Origin of the sequence: Hallella mizrahii, from assembly GCF_009695775.1 — a bacterium.
GTDB classification, from domain to species: Bacteria; Bacteroidota; Bacteroidia; order Bacteroidales; family Bacteroidaceae; genus Prevotella; species Prevotella mizrahii.
In genome coordinates, this window is record NZ_VUNG01000040.1 from 1 (window position 1) to 14,543 (window position 14,543).

Sequence of the window (14,543 nt, forward strand, 5' to 3'; positions counted from 1 at the left end):
GTCTTATATAGGAAGAGCAGCTGTTCAAAATCTGATGTTCTCTCCATAAATTGTATGAATTTAAGTCGAGGACAAAAGTAACAGATTTTAAGGCTTTAAGCAATACGTCATTTTTGGACGCTTACTGATGTTTTTTGTATGTAAGTGAAACAGAAAAAAAGAGAAAAAGAGAGCCGCTCTTCAGCAACTCTCTTTGATGACTGATGGGATGATGGTGATGATAGTTTTACCGATAATCACTTCACCTTCTCAACGACTATATCAATTACTCGACGACAACGAGGGGATCGTCTTCCATGACACTCTGACCTACTTTTACGCAGATAGCCTTCACCGTGCCGCTCTTTTCTGCCTCGATGTTGTTAGCCATCTTCATAGCTTCGAGCACGAGCAGAGCATCGCCAGCGTTCACCTTGTCACCAACTTTAACATTGATGGCTGTGATCGTACCCGGCAGTGGAGCTTTGATTGCGTTGGCTGTGTTGCCAACAGGAGCTGCAGAGGGTTCATCGGCAGCGTCGGCAGCTACGGGCTTGCCCAATTCCACCTTTTTCTTCTCAGGCTCAGCGGGCTTCTCCATGCCAACTTCGAAAGCCTCGCCGTTGACCTTGACTTGTGCCACGCTCTTTTCCTCGTCGACGTTGTCGATCTCTACTTTATAGACCTTACCGTCTATGGTATATTTAAATTCTTTCATGTCTTTGAATTATGGTTTAGCTGTGAACGACAAGAACTTAGCATTCCATAGGGTATGCTTGGGGCGAATGGTGATCACACCGGATTCCTTGTCATGAACATTGTTGCCCTGATACTCATAAAGAGCCATGGCAATGGCAGCATATATATTCTTATCCATCTTCGCTGTATTGAAAAGTTTGATTACATCGGCATGCAGCCATGCTTCTTGGCGGGAAGATTCTGGCGCTTGTGAGCCAACTGAGCCAAGCCACGGCAAATGCGGAAACGGGTGTTGCGTGGCTCGATGACATCATCGATATAGCCAAACTGAGCTGCCTGATAAGGATTGGCAAAGGCTTCTGTGTACTCGTCTTCCTTCTCTGCCAGGAATGCCTTGACATCGCCACCCTCTTCCTTGATCTTCTTGGCTTCCTTGCCACAGAGCACGGCGACGGCACCACTGGCACCCATCACAGCGATCTCGGCAGTAGGCCACGCAAAGTTAAGGTCAGCACGGAGCTGTTTGCATCCCATCACGATGTGTGAACCACCATAGCTCTTGCGCAAGTTGATGGTGATCTTTGGCACTGTAGCCTCGCCATAGGCGAAGAGCAGTTGAGCTCCGTGTAGGATGACGGCATTATATTCCTGACCTGTTCCCGGAAGGAAGCCCGGAACATCCACCAGGCTGACAATAGGAATGTTGAAAGCATCGCAGAAGCGCACGAAGCGGGCACCCTTGCGGCTGGCATTGACATCGAGAACACCGGCGTAGGCTGCGGGCTGATTGGCTACAATACCCACGCTTTGACCATTGAAGCGAGCAAATCCCGTGATGATGTTCTTGGCAAACTTAGGTTGCACCTCAAAGAAATCACCATTATCGGTGATGGCCTTGATGACCTTATACATGTCATAGGCCTTGTTGGGATCGTCGGGCAGAATGTCGTTGAGCAGATCCTCTTTGCGGTCGATAGGATCGGTGCACTCCACACGAGGAGCCTCTTCTGTGTTGTTGGAGGGAATATAGCTCAGCAGGGTACGAATCTGCTGCATTGCATCTTCCTCTGTCTTGGCTGTGAAACTGGTTACACCGCTTTTTCCGGCATGTACGCTCGCACCACCTAAATGCTCAGCGTCGATGTCCTCACCGGTGACTGTCTTCACCACTTTCGGGCCTGTGAGGAACATGTAGCTCGTTCCCTCGGTCATCACGATGAAGTCGGTCAAAGCAGGAGAATAAACGGCACCACCGGCGCAGGGACCCATGATCGCACTGATCTGCGGGATAACACCGGAAGCCAATATGTTGCGTTCGAAGATCTCACCATATCCGGCCAAGGCGGAAATACCCTCCTGAATACGTGCGCCGCCAGAGTCGTTCATGCAGATGACGGGAGCGCCATTGGTCATGGCCATATCCATCACCTTGCAAATCTTCTGAGCCATGGTCTCGGACAAAGAGCCACCGTTGACGGTGAAGTCCTGAGCATAGACATAAACCAAACGGCCATCAATCGTGGCAGAACCAGCGACGACGCCATCGCCGAGGAACTGCTTCTTTTCCATGCCGAAGTTGTGGCAACGATGGAGTTTGAACATATCATACTCCTCAAAGCTGCCTTTGTCTACCAACATGTCGATGCGCTCACGGGCTGTGTATTTGCCACGTGCATGCTGCTTGTCAATTGCCTTCTGGCCACCTCCCAAGCAAGCCTGCTCGCGCTTTTCGACGAGCTCCTTAATTTTCTCTGTTTGTTTGCTCATAGTTATCTTTATTGGATTTTGTGCAAATATGTATTTCTTTTTATCTCAGACTGCAAAGTTACTAAAATAAACCGATATAGCTACCAATGCTATGTAAAATGTTGTGAAACGGTTATGATTACATGTCGATTAGATACCGAAGCGCTTGGTGATATCGTCATAAGCGTCGATGCGCCGGTCTCGGAAAAAAGGCCACCATCGACGCACTTGTTCGCTGTGGTGGAGGTCTACGTCGACGATCTGGTTCTCTTCTTCCTGATTAGAGGCACGATAGAGCAACTCGCCCTGTGGTCCGGCAACGAAGCTCGATCCCCAAAACTGTATGCCATGAGTAAGTCCTGATGGATCAGGCTCATAGCCCACGCGGTTGACAGCCACGACAGGGAGCCCGTTAGCAACGGCATGTCCCCGCTGCACGATAGTCCATGCCTCTCTCTGGCGCTCTTGCTCCTCTTTGGTATCAGAGGATTCGTAACCAATGGCGGTGGGATAGATGAGCAAGTCGGCACCCTGCATGGCCATTAGTCGTGCGGCTTCGGGATACCACTGATCCCAACAAACCAAGACACCCAAGAGACCAACAGAGGTCTGAATAGGGCGGAAGCCAAGGTCACCGGGAGTAAAATAGAATTTCTCGTAGTAAGCGGGATCGTCGGGGATGTGCATCTTGCGATAGGTGCCGGCGATAGTGCCGTCGGCCTCCATCACCACAGCTGTATTGTGGTAGAGTCCCGGTGCACGACGCTCAAAAAGTGAGATGACGATCACCACGCCATTGTCCTTTGCCAATTGACCGAAAAACGCTGTCGATGGTCCGGGAATGGGCTCCGCCAAATCGAAGTTATCGACTTTTTCCTCTTGGCAGAAGTAAAGCGTATTGTGAAGTTCCTGGAGCACTATGAGCTTGGCACCCTTTTGAGCTAAGTCGCTGACTTTCTCTGCGAGTCGCTTCATGTTGTCGCTCTTGTCAGCAGTATTGTGCTGTTGTATGATTCCTATTTTCATCTTCGTATGAATTAGTTCTATGATTTTCAACTCTTCTAAAGCCTCAGCATGTGAGCCTGTTTCTTATTTCAAACTTCCCTTGGGCAACTGCATCGTCAGACAGTGTAATGATCCATGCTGGCGAATAACAGTGCAAGCATCAATGCCAATGACATCATAACCGGGGAATGCTTGACCAATAGCAGACAGGGCTGCTGCGTCACGATCAGGCTGCTGATAAGTGGGAACGATGACAGCCCCGTTGATGATCACGAAGTTGGCGTAAGTAGCCGGGAGTCGGTCTCCGTCGTCATAAATTGGGCACGGAGATGGCAGCGGCATCAGTTGATATGGTTTTCCATCAGCATCTCTCAAAGTCTTCAACTGATTTTCGAGTGCCTTTAAATCTGCGTATTGCTCGTCTTGTGGATCATCACATGCTATATATAATAAGGTGTGGTCAGGAGCCATACGCACAATTGTGTCAATATGTCCGTCAGTATCGTCCCCCTTCAGATTGCCATGATCTACCCACAGGATGCGATCTGCGCACAATCGTTTTTTCAGTTGCGTCTCAATATCTTCCTTTGTGAGTGGCTGATTGCGGTGAGGAGCCAACAAGCACTGGCTGCTGGTGAGGATCGTGCCTTTGCCGTCACTCTCTATAGAGCCGCCCTCCAAGACAAAGTCGGTATTGTCGTCCCAATCACAGTCAAAAACGCCCTGAGCATAGAGCTGACGAGTGATCGTGTTGTCGTCCTCCCAGCGGAATTTCTCACCCCAACCATTGAACTTGAAGTCCAGGATTTTGTTTCTTTTTGCTGCGTCGGAAGCGATTAAGGTAATCGGTCCGTGATCTCGTGCCCATGTATCATTGATTCTGCACTGATAGACACTCACACGTGCTAATGCCGGTTGGCTCAGATGACTTTGAAGCACTGTCCGAGTCCCCACGGCATCAGTGGCAGCGACGACAACGCGCTCGTATTTTGTAATGACCTTGACGAGCTCTATATATGTCGAAACAATATCCTTGAGATAGGGTTCCCAATCGGTGGCAGCATTAGGCCATGTAAGTTGAATGGCATCTTGAGGCTCCCACTCAGCGGGTAATCTGTATTGTGTTTCCATATTTACTTCTTGATTTCTTATTAGTCAAAGGGTATTACGCGTCTGCTACTTCCGTGAGACTGTATTTGTTCTTCATGATTCGGTTATAAATGTTTTTGATCCATAGATGATGAGTGGCGATAAAGCCACAGCCTATGGTCATCATCACGCACCACGAAACTTGCTCTGTCAAGACGCTTTGAAGGATGTTGATGAGAAACATAGGAATAACAAATGCCAAAATCATCAGGAGCATGATCACGTAATTGGTATTGCCGTTGCCGATGAACTTCTCGTTGAGCGGAAGTCGCTGCTTGTTGTAGACAGCTATTTGCATCAAGAGGAAATACTGCATGCCGGCAGTAAATACGGCATAGGACACGACCATCAACAAAGACCATTTGCCGATAATGATCATGGGCATCATCATCACAAACGGTACTGCTATCATCAGACAAGAGAAATAGTATTTGGCCGTCAGCAGACTGAGCAGGCTCTCTTTATGCACCATCAAACATGAAATATAGTTGCGCTCATAAGACATGGTCCGGGTAAGAAGCATACCACCATACACAATGAAATCGTAGATACACCAAAAGTTGGTCATGAATGCATCGTCATAGACGGTAGACAGAGTAATCAGCAGACTGATGAAGACCACGATTACTGTAGCGGAAAAAAACAACTTCCTTGGTCCTTTATTGCGAAGGAGAGATCTGATTTCCAACTTGAGGTATTCTCCCACCAAACCATATTTGTTGAGTGCTGCCAGTCCTGACAGCGTGTGGAAAGACTGACGCCCCTCTTTTGTCAGCTCTGTCCAGACAGCATGATATTGAACTCTACTATTGATGACAATCAGCAGAAGCAGCAGAGCCAAAGCAGCCAGGTGGGGTACGAGGCTGCCTTCATCAAGCAGACTGCCGATGGAAGCGTAAGACTCCATCATGTGATCGATCTTACCACTTAGCAGCCAAGGAAGGGAAAGCAACAACCCAACCGCAACAGGCAGGAGCCACCATAGCATATTTCCGATGACCAATGTCCTGACAATCGCATACCACTGGCTGTCGACCATGATGAGAATCCACCATAACAAGAGAAAAGACAAGGCTGGCGCAAGACCATAGGGAAAGACAACAGCCATCAGACAGTAGGGCAAGAAAAGAAAAAGCCAAATGACACTGGAGGGTGAGAACAGGGACCGGAGGACAAAGCTGTCTATGAGAACGTGTGTGGGGATGGGCAACAACACGTAAGGTTTTACTAAATGAGAAGGGGTGTTCTGCAAAAAGAAACGGCCAAGAAAATCGGCGATCAACACAAAAACCGATATCCCCATGAAGAATTCCAATGCTGTGTGTCCTCGTTCGTCACGTATTGATAGTGCCATGAGCACAGCAATGAAGACAAGATAAGCTGCCAACAATAGTCCCGAAACAGCCATCGTCCACTTGGCAGCGCGGTTGGAAGCAAATAAGGGAGAACGCCGCTCAGCCAACCAACGATGATGACTGAGCAGACGATAATAAAATAGAAATTGACGGGGTGGAATCATCTCTCTAATGATATTAATGATGTGTGGCCTGCAAACTGCTGTCGCTTCTGACCAATACTTGTGCTATCTAAGGTCTATGACTTCTGCCTTGGGGAAATCCTTAGCACGGAATGTGAACATGCTCGTCGGCAAATTCTTTGCCTTGAAGTTGGAAATGGTGATTGTGGACCATGTGCTCCCTTCACGCATCTTCACAATAGTAGGCTGGTAGGTGCGGGCGTTGACGGTCAGATACATTTCACTGACTGAGCGCTTATGGTTGGTAGCTGTGAGATGAATCACGTAATTGGCACCTTTCTTCGTCATTCCCATCTTAAAGCCTTGCTTATACATGGTGATGAAAGCATAAGGGTTCATGCGCATGCGCTGAGCCTCTGTCGGAGTGGTGACGTTCACCTCGTTGGTCTTTTTCATCAGAGTCCACTGGGTCTTGCCATTATTCCATACAATGGCTTTCGGCGTATGAGCATAGAACATGCTGCCTTTGATGGCGATGGAACCGGAGGTCTTCCCAATCTTAGAACTATAAATAGAGAAGTTTGCCGAAGCTCCACCTTTGCGTCCTACCAAGGCAGCCGTACGGTCGAGTACTTTGCGAGCCTGTGCAGCATTCTGAGCGAAAGCACCGAGGCTCAACACCATCATCAACGTAATGAATAATAATTTCTTCATGCCGTATATATTTTTATAATTCAATATCAAAGACTTATTTCCTCTATCAGATGACGGAAAAGATTATACCTGAAAACGCTGTTACCGAATGTCCCGGCGCCTATCCGTTGTGAATCTGTTGCAACCGCTGCGCGAGGCTGTTCTCATCGGCTATGAGCACTTCACGCGGCTTAGAGCCTTGCGCCTCGCCCACGATACCTGCCTTTTGCAACTGATCCATCAGTCGTCCGGCACGGTTATATCCGATGGAGAATCGACGTTGGATCATGCTTGTAGAACCTTGTTGCGTGAGGACAATAGCTTTTGCGGCCTCATCGAAATAAGGATCCAAAGAGCGCACATCGGTACCTCCTACTCCTGGTTCGCCGGAAGCGGCATTAGGATCGTCTGGCTCCGGCAACTCCATAGGATCAAGCGGCCCGGGCTGATCGGCAATGAAATCGTTCACGGCCTCGATCTCAGGAGTGTCAATGAACGCACACTGTACACGTACAGGATCACCGCCAGACAGGAACAGCATATCGCCTTTACCTACTAGCTGGTCGGCACCAGTGCGGTCAAGGATCGTACGGGAGTCAATCTGAGAGGCTACGCGGAAGGCCATACGGCCAGGGAAGTTTGCTTTGATGTTACCGGTGATGATCTTGGTTGTCGGGCGCTGGGTAGCGATGATCATGTGTATGCCAACCGCACGAGCCAACTGCGCAATACGGGCAATAGGCAACTCGATTTCTTTACCTGCTGTCATGATCAAATCGCCAAACTCGTCGATGATGACCACGATATAAGGCATGTATTCGTGGCCGTCGGTGAGTGAGAGCTGGTGATGGATGAACTTGTCGTTGTATTCCGTAATCTTCTTCACCCCAGCCCGCTTCAGCAGGTCGTAGCGATGATCCATAAGTTTACAGAGAGAGTTGAGTGTGCGGACAACTCTTTGGACATCTGTGATGATAGGCTCATCCTCATTCTCTGGCAGTGAGGCCATGTAATGTGGGGCAATCTTGTTATAGATGCTGAATTCCACTTTTTTAGGATCCACCAAGACAAATTTCAACTCGTTGGGGTGCTTCTTATATAATAGAGAAGTAATGATGGCATTGAGACCAACAGACTTACCCTGTCCTGTGGCACCGGCAACGAGCAGGTGGGGCAATTTTGCCAAGTCTACCATGAACACTTCATTGGTAATCGTCTTGCCAAGAGCCATCGGCAGTGCCATTTTTGTCGTTTGGAACTTCTTGGTATTCAATACACTTTCCATCGAGACGATCTGAGGATTTTTGTTTGGTACCTCGATACCGATCGTTCCTTTGCCAGGGATAGGTGCGATGATACGAATGCCGAGGGCTGCCAGACTCAATGCAATGTCGGCTTCAAGGCCACGGATCTTGCTGATTCTCACGCCTTCGGCCGGCGTAATCTCATAGAGCGTGACAGTAGGGCCAACAGTAGCGTTGATCTTGCTGATTTGAACTCCAAAACTATTGAGCACCTCCACGATGCGGGCATTGTTGGCCTTGATCTCCTCCATATCAATGACAGGTCGACTGGAGTATTTCTTCAGCAAGTCGCAAGACGGGAATTTATAGTGGACGAAAGGTTCCCACGGATTGATTGGTGTGCTAAGGTCGTAATGCTCACCAACCTGACCACTACTTGCCTTCTCTTCCTCACTATTCTTGACAACCACGCTGTCGATCTTTTCTTGACTCACTTGCTCTGCATTGGTGACATGGGGTTCAACCGCTATCGGGGCTTGTGCCGGCTTGGGGGTAAACTGAGACATGTCTGTTAGGTCAACAACATTCCCAGAGTTGGTTGGAGTTACATCATCTATATTATCAGTCTCTTTATTAGTGGCAGCACTCACAGTATCGTCTACTTGATACCCGTCATTGCTTGTGTCTTCTTCCTCATTTCTGTCCACATTTCGGTTCGTGACTGTGAATTTCACTTTCTTAGTCACATATTTCAGCGGATTCATCGCTTTTCTGATCACCGTAATCGTCTCCGAAGTGAGGTAGGTTAAGAAACTGACGGCAACTATCAAAAGAACCGCTGTCAGGCCTGGTGCACCGACAACATTCTCTAAGTGTTCCACAACAAAAGCGCCGTGTTGTCCACCGGGGTTGAAGATGCTGTCACCCATGATAGGCGTAAGGAATTTTGAGAAGGTAACAGACAACCAAACCATCACAATGGTCAGACACAGAAACCACTTCCAGAGGTTCACCTCAATGACGTGCATCAACTTTAAGCCTACCAAAATGATAAAGGCAGGAATCAAAAAAGCAGGTAGGCCAAAGTTTACCGAGATGAGATAATAAGACAGAAGAGCACCGGCAGAACCGCATGTATTGGTGAATACATGCGTATTGTTCAGCCATTCTCCCGGTCTCATATTCTCCAAAGTGCTCTGATCGGCTGGTCCCGTTGAAAAGAACGAAACCATGGCAATGATCATGTATATGGATAATGCCAAAAGGATGAACCCTAAAAAGAAATCAGTCGTCTCACTCTCAAATATATGTCGAAAGCCAACCGCTTCACCAAATGTCTTTGGCTTGCGCTCAGATTTTTTTCTTGCCATTTTATTTCTCTATATGATGATAAATGCAAAATTAGTGTTTTTTGCTGGAACCGCAAAACAAAACTGCTCCAAGTTTTTATTTTTGAACGTTCTTTGAAAAAAATATAGAGTTAATGAATGCCGTCTCGCTTCTTTTTTATAATTTTGTACATTATAAGCATTGCTACGTTCACAATGAAGAAAAAGTTATACAGCAAATTCGACAAGACAGAGATTTCAGAGTTACCGCAAGTGACCTTCCCCGGACGCATTATCACCATCATCTCTCCGGGTGAGGCCGACAAGGCTGTGGATTATCTTCTCTCGATGAATATACTTGGAGTCGATACCGAGACTAAACCTGCTTTTCACCGCGGGGAGCATCATCAAGTAGCTTTGCTTCAAGTTTCCACACATGATACCTGTTTCTTGTTTCGCCTCAACCGCATTGGCATCACACCGTCGATTAAGCGCTTGCTGGAGGACAAAACAGTTAAGAAAATCGGACTTTCGTGGCATGATGACATCCATATGCTTCAAGACAGAGAAACTTTTACTCCGGGGCTCTTCATTGATTTGCAAGACTTAGTTCCGCAACTGGGCATTAAGGATTTAAGCCTTCAAAAGCTCTATGCCAATATTTTCCATGAGAAGATCTCCAAACGACAAAGACTCTCTAATTGGGAATCGCCGCAGCTTGATGATAAGCAAAAGCAGTATGCAGCTATTGATGCTTGGACTTGCATCTTGCTTTATGAGGAAATGGAGAGGCTAATCAAAACCAAGGACTATGATCTCATTGTGGTTCCGGAGCCTGAGCCGGTTGTGAATAGCGAAAGTAAAGATTCAACTAAACAAAGTAAAAATATTGATTCTAAAGAAGTTGTGCAAGATAAGGGCATAGCTGACAGTAAGAATCAGAAAGTTAAAAAATCAACTGACGACAAAAGAATGTCTTCTTCAAAGAGGAGAGTTCGTAAACCAAGAAAAACAATTAATAGCGATAGACATGTATAAGAACATATATTTAAAGAAAGGCAAGGAAAGTTCTTTGGAACGTTTCCATCCGTGGATCTTTTCCGGTGCCATCCACCACATGGACGATGATATTGCGGAAGGTGATTTCGTAAGAGTGATCTCTGCTTCCGGCGATTTCATCGCTGTCGGGCACTATCAGATCGGTAGCATCGCTGTCCGTGTGCTGTCGTTTCACGACATAACGATTGACGATGAATTCTGGGAAAAGAGGTTGGCCTCTGCATTGACGATGCGTCAAAGCATAGGCATCGCAGATAATCCCCACAACAATACTTATCGTTTGGTTCATGGTGAGGGTGATAATCTTCCAGGACTTGTAATAGACTGCTATGGTGAGACAGCCGTGATGCAGGCTCATAGTGTGGGAATGCATGTTTGTCGCAAAGAGATCTGCAAAGCATTGGTGAAGGTGATGCAGCATCGTGTGAAGAACGTTTATTATAAAAGCGAGACAACATTGCCTTTCAAAGCCGAATTAGGACAGGAGAACGGATTCATTTATGGACAGACCGATGACAATATTGCCGTAGAAAACGGACTGAAGTTCCATGTCGATTGGCTTCGTGGTCAAAAGACTGGATTCTTTGTGGATCAACGAGAAAACCGCGCGTTGTTGGAGCATTATGCTAAGGGTAAGAGCGTTCTGAACATGTTTTGCTACACCGGTGGATTTTCTGTGTATGCGATGCGTGGTGGTGCAAAGATGGTTCACTCTGTTGACAGTAGTGCTAAAGCCATTGAGTTGACAAACGAGAATATAGAACTTAATTTCCCAGGCGATACCCGGCATGAAGCATACTGTGATGATGCCTTTAAATACCTTGATGAGCATGATGATCAGTACGATCTTATCATCCTTGATCCTCCTGCTTTCGCTAAGCATCGGAGTGCGCTGCATAATGCGCTTAAGGGATATACACGATTGAATGTAAAAGGACTACAACGCATCAAACATGGCGGCATCCTTTTCACCTTCAGCTGTTCCCAGGCTGTAACGAAAGAAAATTTCCGTAATGCCGTTTTCACGGCGGCTGTCCAGTCGGGTCGCAAAGTGCGTATCTTGCACCAGCTTCATCAGCCCGCTGACCATCCTATCAATATCTATCATCCCGAAGGCGAGTATCTGAAGGGATTGGTCTTGTATGTGGAATAGACACGTATTGATATGAGAAAAGATAATCGTTTTACCGATATCATCGAGAATTATATAAGCCGTTATGAGTTACTGTCTCACAACGGCTTTTATCTTGTGGCGCTTTCGGGAGGTCCTGACAGTGTGGCTTTGCTGTTGACTCTCCGAAATTTGGGTTACCATATTGATGCGGTTCATTGCAACTTCCATTTACGAGGAGATGAAAGCGACCGTGATGAGAACTTCTGTGTCGAATTGTGTAAGAAAAATCAGATTCTGCTTCACCGTATTCACTTCGATACGAAGGCTTATGCCGAACTGCATCACCAATCGATAGAAATGGCAGCCCGTGAATTGCGGTATCACTATTTTGAGCAGTTGTGCAAAGACGTTCAAGCCGATGCCATTTGTGTGGCTCATCATCGTGATGATCAGGTGGAAACAGTGTTGCTTCATCTCATTCGTGGAACAGGGTTAAGAGGGCTTACAGGGATGAGACCTAAAAATGGGCGAATCATCAGGCCATTTCTTGGAGTTAGTCACCAAGATATTCTTGATTACCTGCATCTCCGCCATCAGGACTACGTTATCGACAGTACAAACCTTGAAAGGGACGCGCAACGTAACCAGCTAAGATTGGACATCATACCTTTGATGGAGAAAATCAATCCTGAGGTCAAAGACAACATCGCCCGGGCAGCGGACATTCTAACAGAAGTAGAAGAATTCTCTGATCAGCAGATCGACTCGCTTATTCGCTCTTGTCATGAGGGAGACAGCTATAAGTTCTCTGCTATCAAGAACAGTGGACATAGCAAACTGATTCTGTGGCACATATTAAATAATAAAGGCTTCAATCGTCAACAAATAGAGGAAATCAATGTTTGCTCTAAAACGAACAGACATTGGCTGTCTGATAAATATGTGGTTTGCTTGGAGAAAGACAGCCTTTCTGTCGTCGATAGGGACAAATGGCAGATGGAACTTCCGTCTATGCGCATTCCGGAATGTGGTACCTATTGCTACTCAGCTATGGGTAAAGACATTATGAAATTGAGATTAAAGGAAGTCACTGCAGATGCTCTTATCATTGACAAACATCCACAATATGCTTTTGTTGACGCTGCTAAAGCCCATTTTCCGCTTACATTACGCCCCGTTAAGCAAGGAGACCGCTTTGTGCCGTTTGGCATGAAAGGGTCTAAACTAATCAGTGATTTCATGAATGATCTGAAACTGTCCATGATTGATAGAAGACGACAATTAGTAGTTGTAGACAATCAGGGGACACTACTTTGGGTTGTCGGAAGAAGGGTGGATAATCGGGTTGCTGTTGGGCCTGAGACACAGAAAGTTGTTGTTATGGAGCAAATTTAACACGATTTTTATACCAAATCAACCGCCGTATCAATATTTTTGTTTATATTTGTCATCGAATAACTGATGGGCAGTAGTATGGGGCTGTCATATATATAGAATGAATCACCAATAACAATATTATCTATGTTTACCGACACTGACAAACAACAAATTGAGAAGCGGGGGATGACAGTCGCTCAAGTTGAGCATCAGCTTGAGCAGATTAAAAACGGCTTCCCCTATCTACGCCTAAAATCTACGGCGGCAGTTGGTCAAGGTATCTCTGCACTCAGTGATGCTGAGCAGCAAGATGCAGAGAAAGCTTGGGAAGTGTATAAGGACGAAGGGCATACGGTGGTGAAATTTGTTCCTGCATCGGGTGCAGCCAGCCGTATGTTCAAGAACATGTTTGCTTTCCTCAACGCCGATTACGACACGCCTCAGACCGATTTCGAAAAGAAATTCTTTGCAGACATCAAGAAGTTCGCCTTCCGTGAAGCACTGTGCGACGCTTGCAAGAAAAACACTGGGAAAAGCATTATGCAACTGATTCAAGCCGGTGACTATAAAGCTGTAGTCCGGAATCTTCTGATGCCCGAAGGCTTGAATTATGGTCAATTGCCTAAAGGGCTGTTACAGTTCCATGAGGACGAGGAAGGTGTCCGCACTCCTATGGAAGAGCATCTGGTAGAGGCGGCTTTATATGCCAGTTCGAAAGGAAAGGCTTTGGTTCATTTCACTGTCTCGCATGACCACTTGAAACTCTTTGAGCAAAAGGTGGAAGAGAAGAAGGCTTATTATGAGAAGAAGTTCAACGTCAAACTGGAAGTCAGCTTCTCTGAGCAAAAGCCAAGTACAGATACAATTGCAGCCAACCCCGACAACACACCTTTCCGCAACGAAGATGGTTCGCTGCTCTTCCGCCCGGGAGGTCACGGTGCACTGATTGAGAACCTCAATGAAATCAACGCTGATGTCATCTTCATCAAGAACATCGACAATGTCGTCCCAGACCGTCTGAAAGCTGATACTATCAAGTGGAAGAAAATTATTGCCGGCGTACTCGTAAAGACTCAGAAGAAAGCTTTCGATTACTTGAAAGACTTGGAGTCGGGGCGCTACAACCATCAGAAACTTGAGGAGATCATTCATTTCGTTCAGCGTGATCTTTGCTGTCGCCGGGAGGATATCAAGGAGCTTGAAGATGCGGACTTGGTAATCTACTTGAAGAAAAAACTCAATCGGCCAATGCGTGTTTGTGGTGTCGTGAAGAATGTTGGTGAGCCCGGCGGTGGCCCCTTCTTGGCTTTCAATCAGGATGGCACCTACAGTCCTCAGATTCTTGAGAGCAGCCAGATTGACAAGAACAATGCAGAATATATGAAAATGTTCACCTCTGGTACCCACTTCAATCCTGTAGATCTTGTCTGTGCTACTAAGGACTTCCAAGGTCATCCCTTCCATCTGCCTGACTATGTTGACGCCAATACTGGCTTCATCAGCTCCAAGAGTAAGAATGGCCGCGAACTGAAAGCTCTTGAATTGCCTGGATTGTGGAATGGTGCCATGAGCGACTGGAATACAATCTTTGTGGAAGTTCCTTTGGACACGTTCAACCCGGTGAAGACCGTCAATGATCTGCTTAGAGATGCTCACCAAGGGAAATAATATTT

Annotated in this window: 11 protein-coding genes and 1 pseudogene; 4 read left to right on the forward strand and 8 right to left on the reverse strand. The window is 46.7% G+C overall.

The window, feature by feature from the left end:
• Positions 1–265 precede the first annotated feature (265 nt).
• The 8 genes from FYJ73_RS12600 to FYJ73_RS12630 all read right to left on the reverse strand — a co-directional run bounded on the left by FYJ73_RS12600 (position 266) and on the right by FYJ73_RS12630 (position 9,362).
• On the reverse strand, positions 266–697 hold the full coding sequence (locus tag FYJ73_RS12600) for a biotin/lipoyl-containing protein (RefSeq protein WP_154535080.1): 432 nt from the start codon (positions 695–697) through the stop codon (positions 266–268).
• A gap of 9 nt (positions 698–706) precedes the next feature.
• Complete coding sequence (locus FYJ73_RS15750) at positions 707–856, reverse strand: hypothetical protein (protein ID WP_206081775.1); 150 nt, start codon at positions 854–856, stop codon at positions 707–709.
• A gap of 23 nt (positions 857–879) precedes the next feature.
• Positions 880–2,445 carry an acyl-CoA carboxylase subunit beta gene (locus FYJ73_RS12605; protein WP_154535081.1) on the reverse strand — a complete coding sequence of 522 codons (1,566 nt, stop codon included), beginning with the start codon at positions 2,443–2,445 and terminating at the stop codon, positions 880–882.
• A gap of 129 nt (positions 2,446–2,574) precedes the next feature.
• Positions 2,575–3,450, reverse strand: coding sequence for a carbon-nitrogen hydrolase (locus tag FYJ73_RS12610; protein WP_154535082.1), 876 nt, complete (start codon positions 3,448–3,450; stop codon positions 2,575–2,577).
• Between the two features lie 63 nt (positions 3,451–3,513).
• Positions 3,514–4,560, reverse strand: coding sequence for an agmatine deiminase family protein (locus FYJ73_RS12615; RefSeq protein ID WP_154535083.1), 1,047 nt, complete (start codon positions 4,558–4,560; stop codon positions 3,514–3,516).
• A 34-nt stretch (positions 4,561–4,594) separates the two neighbouring features.
• Positions 4,595–6,097, reverse strand: a complete 1,503-nt coding sequence (locus FYJ73_RS12620) for a DUF5687 family protein (protein WP_154535084.1) — start codon at positions 6,095–6,097, stop codon at positions 4,595–4,597.
• A gap of 63 nt (positions 6,098–6,160) precedes the next feature.
• The gene (gene lolA1 / locus FYJ73_RS12625) at positions 6,161–6,769 is read right to left on the reverse strand and encodes an outer membrane lipoprotein periplasmic chaperone LolA1 (protein ID WP_154535085.1); all 609 of its coding nucleotides are present in this window, start codon (positions 6,767–6,769) and stop codon (positions 6,161–6,163) included.
• Positions 6,770–6,869: 100 nt separating this feature from the next.
• The gene (locus FYJ73_RS12630) at positions 6,870–9,362 is read right to left on the reverse strand and encodes an FtsK/SpoIIIE family DNA translocase (RefSeq protein WP_154535086.1); all 2,493 of its coding nucleotides are present in this window, start codon (positions 9,360–9,362) and stop codon (positions 6,870–6,872) included.
• A gap of 174 nt (positions 9,363–9,536) precedes the next feature.
• On the opposite strand from FYJ73_RS12630, the pseudogene FYJ73_RS12635 reads away from it, so the two are divergent.
• From FYJ73_RS12635 to FYJ73_RS12650, 4 genes and pseudogenes are all read left to right on the forward strand, one after another.
• Positions 9,537–10,157, forward strand: a pseudogene (locus FYJ73_RS12635) (3'-5' exonuclease); the annotation flags it as partial.
• Positions 10,158–10,350: 193 nt separating this feature from the next.
• Positions 10,351–11,532 (forward strand): class I SAM-dependent rRNA methyltransferase, encoded by a 1,182-nt coding sequence (locus FYJ73_RS12640; RefSeq protein WP_154535088.1) that lies wholly within the window; start codon positions 10,351–10,353, stop codon positions 11,530–11,532.
• Positions 11,533–11,544: 12 nt separating this feature from the next.
• Positions 11,545–12,888 (forward strand): tRNA lysidine(34) synthetase TilS, encoded by a 1,344-nt coding sequence (tilS, locus tag FYJ73_RS12645; protein ID WP_154535089.1) that lies wholly within the window; start codon positions 11,545–11,547, stop codon positions 12,886–12,888.
• Between the two features lie 126 nt (positions 12,889–13,014).
• Positions 13,015–14,538 carry a DUF4301 family protein gene (locus tag FYJ73_RS12650; protein ID WP_154535090.1) on the forward strand — a complete coding sequence of 508 codons (1,524 nt, stop codon included), beginning with the start codon at positions 13,015–13,017 and terminating at the stop codon, positions 14,536–14,538.
• The last annotated feature ends 5 nt before the right edge of the window (positions 14,539–14,543 follow it).

Bases quoted from the DNA above. Each gene is read 5' to 3' on its own strand.
- FYJ73_RS12600 (WP_154535080.1), bottom strand. From the start codon at position 697: ATGAAAGAATTTAAATATACCATAGACGGTAAGGTCTATAAAGTAGAG.
- FYJ73_RS15750 (WP_206081775.1), bottom strand. From the start codon at position 856: ATGGATAAGAATATATATGCTGCCATTGCCATGGCTCTTTATGAGTAT.
- FYJ73_RS12605 (WP_154535081.1), bottom strand. From the start codon at position 2,445: ATGAGCAAACAAACAGAGAAAATTAAGGAGCTCGTCGAAAAGCGCGAG.
- FYJ73_RS12610 (WP_154535082.1), bottom strand. From the start codon at position 3,450: ATGAAAATAGGAATCATACAACAGCACAATACTGCTGACAAGAGCGAC.
- FYJ73_RS12615 (WP_154535083.1), bottom strand. From the start codon at position 4,560: ATGGAAACACAATACAGATTACCCGCTGAGTGGGAGCCTCAAGATGCC.
- FYJ73_RS12620 (WP_154535084.1), bottom strand. From the start codon at position 6,097: ATGATTCCACCCCGTCAATTTCTATTTTATTATCGTCTGCTCAGTCAT.
- lolA1 (WP_154535085.1), bottom strand. From the start codon at position 6,769: ATGAAGAAATTATTATTCATTACGTTGATGATGGTGTTGAGCCTCGGT.
- FYJ73_RS12630 (WP_154535086.1), bottom strand. From the start codon at position 9,362: ATGGCAAGAAAAAAATCTGAGCGCAAGCCAAAGACATTTGGTGAAGCG.
- FYJ73_RS12640 (WP_154535088.1), top strand. From the start codon at position 10,351: ATGTATAAGAACATATATTTAAAGAAAGGCAAGGAAAGTTCTTTGGAA.
- tilS (WP_154535089.1), top strand. From the start codon at position 11,545: ATGAGAAAAGATAATCGTTTTACCGATATCATCGAGAATTATATAAGC.
- FYJ73_RS12650 (WP_154535090.1), top strand. From the start codon at position 13,015: ATGTTTACCGACACTGACAAACAACAAATTGAGAAGCGGGGGATGACA.